This window comes from Ruoffia tabacinasalis, from assembly GCF_005864045.1.
GTDB lineage: Bacteria > Bacillota > Bacilli > Lactobacillales > Aerococcaceae > Ruoffia > Ruoffia tabacinasalis.
This window is the reverse complement of the sequence record NZ_VBSP01000075.1, coordinates 1-6,086: the sequence shown is the minus strand read 5'-3', so window position 1 is coordinate 6,086 and position 6,086 is coordinate 1. Positions and strand designations below refer to the sequence as shown.

Below are 6,086 nucleotides of genomic sequence, written 5' to 3'. Positions count from 1 at the left end.
GATGAGACTAAAAAGTTTTTCTTTAGCTTAGAAAATCGATTAAAATATTTTAATTTCGATAAAGTGATCCAAAATTGAAAAATAACGACTAGAATAACTCAATATTTAAAAGTATGAATTATTCAGGTTAACAATTGAATAAAATGAATTGTTAAGTATCTTATTAATTTAAACGCCGCCAGAGGGAATCGAACCCCCATCCTAAGAACCGGAATCTTATGTGATATCCATTACACTATGGCGGCTTAACTTCTCTATTATAGCCATCTTTAGGTTATATTTCAAGATACAAAAAAAGAAGCAGCGCCGTCGCACTACTTCTTTCAAAGATATTCCTTATTAAGACTATAAAGCTTTTATGACGGCATCAGTAAAGCCTATAGTAGTCATCTCTCCACCTAAATCTTTAGTAAAGTTATTTGAATCACTTAAGACGGTGTCTAATGCGTTTCTTAGGCGATTTGACGCATCTTTTTGCTCAATATGATCTAGCATCTGGCAAACCCCCAAGAGTATCGCTGTGGGGTTTGCTAGGCCTTTGCCTGCAATATCAGGGGCTGAACCATGTACTGCTTCAGAAATTGAAATATCTTCGCCAATATTTGCTCCAGGTACTAAGCCTAAACCACCTACTAAACCTGCCATTAAATCAGACAGAATATCACCATAGAGGTTCTCAGTAACTATAACATCAAACTGCTTAGGATTAATGACTAATTGCATCGCCATATTATCGACTAAAATTTCTTTGAATTCTATGGATGGGTACTCTTCAGCTACGCCTCGGGCAACATCTAGGAACAATCCATCTGTCAGCTTCATAATATTTGCTTTTGTCACAACTGTCACACTTTGACGATCATTCGCTTTTGCATATTCAAAGGCTTCGCGTACAATTCGTTCTGATGCGGATCGTGTGATGATCTTAATGCTATGAGCTTCATCATCTGAAATTTGCTTTTCGACACCTGCGTATAAATCCTCTGTGTTCTCTCTAAAGAGAATTAAGTCTAAATCTTTGGTTAAAGATGGGATGGTTCCTAAACTTTTTACAGGACGAATATTCGCGTACAAATCGTATTTCTTACGTAAGGCTACGTTAACACTACGGAAACCTTTTCCGATCGGTGTCATAATGGGTCCTTTTAACACGATCTTATTCTTTTCAATACTTTCATAAACATCATCTGGAATTAATGTACCTTGTTTATTAAAGACAGCTTCACCGCTGCAACAACTTCCCATTCAATTCCAATATCTAGCGCATCTACAATATTCCGTGTACTTTCAGTAATTTCGGGACCAATCCCGTCGCCTGGTATTAATGTAATTTTCACATCAATTGCTCCCTTCATTTTCTAAAATTGATTCTACAAAGATATTGGCATTATCCCTGTAACTGCACCAACTATAACAAAAACAATAAATATTCCTAGTGATACGAGAAGGCCTTTTTTCTGCCAGTCGCCCCACTCCACATTTGTCATACCTAATAATACATAAGCAAAAGGTACTAATGGACTGAATAAGTGGAAAGCTTGTCCCATTAAAGATGCAAAAGTTAACTCTAGGCAGTAAAGCCGTAAGCCGTTCCTGCTTCAGCAAGAATAGGCATCATTCCGTAGTAGAATGCATCATTATGTAAGAAGTATGTACCTGGAGCGGATATAATAGCAACAATGATACCAAAGAAGCCACTTAAGCTTTCTGGAATGATTGAATTCAAACTTGATGCAATCCCATCATCCATTCCAGTTGCTTGTAAAACTCCCATAAATACTCCAGCACCAAATACTGTCATAACAACTTGGTTAGCTTCACTTGCATTATTATCAATACGCTCTTTTTGCAGTGTCAACGACCCGTAGTTTACAAGTAACGCAATAACTGTACCAACCATAAAAATGATTGCTGATGGAATGACATTGGCGATTAATAACCCTATGGCAACAAATACAGTAATCGCATTGATCCAAACATTCTTAGGTCGACGGATATCAAGCGTCTCTTGATCTTCGATAACCATTAATTTCTCAAGTTCATTATTCGATAGATTCACGACACCTAAACGTTTCCGTTCACCGCGACCAATCACATAAGCTACGATAAACATGTGAATAATTCCAGCAATCATCATTGGTGTTAAACCACGCATAACATCTGCTTCACTTACATTCATTACTGCAATCGCACGCGCTGTTGGTCCACCCCATGGTAGCAAATTAATAATTGAATGTGATGTCATTGTTAATACGGCTAAATCTAACCTCTTCATATTTAGACGTTTGTATATTGGCACAAAAGCCGTACATACAATAATCATTGTCGTGGTTCCATCACCGTTTAATGATACTGCGGCAGTCAATGCGACTGTTGCAATCATCACTTTCAGTGGATTTCCTTTTGCAAAACGAATCATAGCGTTTGAAAGCGGGTCGAATAGACCAGCATCAATCATAATTGTGAACATATATATTGCAAAGAATAGCATGATACCTGTCTGCGCTGTACCTAGTAGACCATCCATTGCAGCCTGTCCAATATCAATATTCCATAAGCCAAATAATTGACCCATAATCGCCCATACTATTGGTAGGAAAACTAAGCCAACGAAAGGAGATATCTTTTTCATCATAATTAGAATCATAAAAACAATTATTAATAAATAACCCATTAAAGCAACCATTTATACACCTCATTATTTTATGTTAATTTTAGATGAACAAAAAGTTATTTAATCATCTTTTTTTAAATATTCATTAAGTATATATAACCCAATTAATTTTGATAAGTTAACTTTTGAAATTTAGTCATAAATTTGTGGTTGGTAAGCGTTATTTTCGCCGTTTATATATATCAATATTGTTTTATCGACGTGAATATATTTTTATGTTCATTTATCTCGAATACAAAAAAGCGATTCATAATAGAACGCTCAAACGTTCTAGTTACAAATCGCTCTCCTTAGACTTAATCTAATAGTGCTTCAAATTCAGCTAATCTTTGTTCAAATACATCTAAAGTTTGTTCGATATAATCACGTTTTGTCATATCTAAACCAGCAGTCTTCATCGTATCGATGGCATACTGACTTTTACCTGATTTCAAGAAACCTAAATAGCTATTTAATGCTTCTTTATCACCATCAGCAATACGATCTGCAAAGGCAGTTGCTGCAGCAAATCCAGTCGCATATTGGAATACGTAGTAATTCATATAGAAGTGAGGGATACGACTCCACTCATTCTTAATTTCAGAATCAGAATTCACAGATGGACCATAATATTTCGCATTTAATTTTTGATAGTTTTCTGACAGAAACTCAGCTGTTAATGGTTGACCGTTACCATCTTGATCGTGGATAAAGTGTTCAAATTCTGCGAATTGAGTTTGACGGAAGACTGTTCCTTTTAATCCATCTAAGAAATGATTTAGAACATAGCGTTGAATATCTTTATCATCATAAGTTCTCAATAAATAATTCGTTAGTAAGTTTTCATTTGTTGTAGATGCGATTTCTGCTAGGAAAATTGAGTAGCTACCGTATTCGTACGGTTGATTCGCATGGGTTAAGTAACTGTGGGCACTGTGTCCTAATTCATGGACGAGTGTATATAATGAATTTAGGCTATCTTGCCAGTTCATTAGAATATATGGTTTGCTGTCATATGTTCCTGATGAATATGCTCCACTACGTTTCCCTTTATTCTCATAAACATCAATCCATTGCTCGTCAAACGCATTGCGAATGATTTCTAAGTATTCTTCACCTAATGGTTGAAGCGCATTTAAAGTAATTTCTTTTGCCTCTTCATAAGTAAAGGCAATTGGAGGTTCACCCAGTAATGGTGTATACATGTCATACATTTCTAAATCATCGATATTTAACAATGATTTACGTAAGTCTACATAACGATGTAATAAGTTTAATCGAGATTCAACAGTTTCTAATAATGTATCGTAGACAGATTCAGGAATATTATTAGTGAATAAAGCTGCTGCTCTCGCTGATTCAAACCCTCTAACTTTAGCATTGTAATTATGTGTCTTAATTTCAGTTGTTAAAGTTTGAGCTAAAGTATTCTCAAATTGTTGATACACAGAGTAGAACCCTTCAAAAGTATCTTTTCTGACGCGTCTATCTGTACTTTCTAATAATTTTCCGTATAGACCATGAGTCAATTGAACGTCATTACCTTCGCTATCTTTCACAGTTGGGAATTGGAAGTCAGCGTTATTTAGGTAGCCGAAGATACGTGTTGCTCCACCAAAAACTTCACTCGCACTGGCTAGTAATAATTCTTGTTCTGGTGGTAAAACGTGTTCGCGATTACGTGCAATATCGTCAATAAACTGATCTAATTCTTTCAGTCTATCATTGTTTGCTGTCATTTCTTCTAGTTTCTCAGCAGGAATAGCAAGTAATTCTGGTCTAAAGAATGACGTCACTTGACTATATTTAGAATATAGTTGCTCGGTTTGAGCATTCATCTTTTGGTATGTCGGATTTGTTTGATCTTGATCATTTTTCAGATGAGCATACACACCTAAGTTAGAAACTTCGCGTCCTAACTCTAATAATGTATCGATAGCTTCACTAAGCACTTCTGGGCTTTCCCCTAATCTGCCTTTGTAAGCTGTAATCTTATCAAGATTATTTTTAGCTTTAGCGTACCCACTTTCAAACTCTTCGTCGGATGCAAATAATGGTGTTAAATTCCATTGATATGTTGCATTCATTTGTTCTCTTGTTTTTACATTTGAATCTGTCATCAATATCCTCCTCATTTAAAATCATATAACTAGTGTATCACATGCACTATTTCTAAACCAATTTGAAGAATCATTATTTTGAAATCCATTCCACATTACTCACTTTTTCTAATATCCCTTTTTGAAACAGTAATATAAGTATTGCAAGACATAAAACTGGATAGATATCACTATAAATGAGCGGTGTTCGAGCTACTTTAATTTCAGAACAAGCTCGAAATTTCTCTATAAAGGCGTCAGTGGTAAATTTATAGTTAAGCTGTCTGATGATTGCCAATGACCAAGAAAAGACAAGCCAACTGGGCGATTGAGTTAATAGCACTTCCCACTGTTCTGTAAAGACCCATTCTGGCATATCAGTTAATACAGTACCTTGTTGATATAATAAGTAAATGGTATTTCTATACGCTTCATTATTCATAATGCCATTTAATTGACGATTATAATTTAAACTCGCTTTAGTTCGCTTTCGCACTGAAATTAACTCGCAATTTTCATCTTGTAAGCTATCTAGTTGATGGAACTCACGAATGGTCATTCTATTTTGTTTCAGTCTATAATTATTTTTCTGATAGATGATTGGTAGATGACGTTGAATAACAATTTCTTTCTTCTTTAAGTTAAGAAATTTCAAGTGAAAGCCCCAGTCATCATTATAATTTAACATTGTCTGCTTCCATCTTTGATTCAAGGCGGTGCTACGCGTTGTGTAATCATCCATCAGCCAGTGCACTTGATTCACTAGCTGTTTATAATTTTGATTTCTTACTATAACATCGGCAGCTGGAATGACGGATCTTTGAAATTCATAAATAACAGATTTGCTACTCTCTCTTTTTACTGTGACATAGACATCTGCAAATTGATTAATTTCTGGAAAATACAATTCAGTTTGAAGAACTAGTTTCTGTATACCTTGCAATTCTTCAATAATTATTTCTTTTCCACGTTTGTGTTCATCTGATTCAAGAGGACTCCTTCGACTCTCTACTAATTGGCACTTTGAATAATGACTAAAAAACCCTTTACCTTTATGACTATCTTTATAAAATACCTTTTGGGCACAAGTCGGGCAATAAAATTCCATTAAATTTGGATACTTAAATTTAACTTCACTAGCATAAATTAATTCGCCTTCTTTTGACATAGCAACTAACATGTAATCAATCCCCCTTATTTATAAATACGCCGATTGTAAAATTAAGCTAGACAACTAAAACAGCCATTTGTGGTACACTCAACTTGTAATTCCGACCAAAGAATACAAAGGAGTGACCACAAATGACCTACACCCATCTTACCACGGATGAACT

4 protein-coding genes, 1 tRNA gene and 1 pseudogene are annotated in these 6,086 nt (G+C 35.2%); all 6 read right to left on the bottom strand.

The annotated features are described in order from the left end of the window. Positions 1 to 173: 173 nt before the first annotated feature. The 6 genes and pseudogenes from FEZ33_RS11770 to FEZ33_RS11750 all read right to left on the bottom strand — a co-directional run bounded on the left by FEZ33_RS11770 (position 174) and on the right by FEZ33_RS11750 (position 5,932). Positions 174 to 245 (bottom strand) — tRNA-Arg (locus tag FEZ33_RS11770). Between the two features lie 100 nt (positions 246 to 345). Continuing rightward, on the bottom strand, positions 346 to 1,245 hold the full coding sequence (locus FEZ33_RS11765) for an isocitrate/isopropylmalate dehydrogenase family protein (RefSeq protein ID WP_235888846.1): 900 nt from the start codon (positions 1,243 to 1,245) through the stop codon (positions 346 to 348). Further along, the gene (locus FEZ33_RS12805) at positions 1,194 to 1,337 is read right to left on the bottom strand and encodes an isocitrate/isopropylmalate family dehydrogenase (protein WP_235888845.1); all 144 of its coding nucleotides are present in this window, start codon (positions 1,335 to 1,337) and stop codon (positions 1,194 to 1,196) included. Before FEZ33_RS12805 ends, FEZ33_RS11765 begins: the two co-directional genes overlap by 52 nt. A 33-nt stretch (positions 1,338 to 1,370) precedes the next feature. After that, a pseudogene (locus tag FEZ33_RS11760) lies at positions 1,371 to 2,686 on the bottom strand (CitMHS family transporter). Between the two features lie 284 nt (positions 2,687 to 2,970). Further along, a complete protein-coding gene (pepF, locus tag FEZ33_RS11755; protein ID WP_138405563.1) occupies positions 2,971 to 4,773 on the bottom strand; it encodes an oligoendopeptidase F in 1,803 nt (600 codons plus the stop codon). 73 nt (positions 4,774 to 4,846) lie between these two features. Further along, the gene (locus FEZ33_RS11750; RefSeq protein ID WP_138405562.1) at positions 4,847 to 5,932 is read right to left on the bottom strand and encodes a competence protein CoiA; all 1,086 of its coding nucleotides are present in this window, start codon (positions 5,930 to 5,932) and stop codon (positions 4,847 to 4,849) included. Positions 5,933 to 6,086 lie beyond the last annotated feature (154 nt).

Excerpts from the sequence above, each read along its gene's own strand:
- FEZ33_RS11765 (WP_235888846.1), bottom strand. The coding sequence starts at position 1,245 with ATGGGAAGTTGTTGCAGCGGTGAAGCTGTCTTTAATAAACAAGGTACA.
- pepF (WP_138405563.1), bottom strand. The coding sequence starts at position 4,773 with ATGACAGATTCAAATGTAAAAACAAGAGAACAAATGAATGCAACATAT.
- FEZ33_RS11750 (WP_138405562.1), bottom strand. The coding sequence starts at position 5,932 with ATGTTAGTTGCTATGTCAAAAGAAGGCGAATTAATTTATGCTAGTGAA.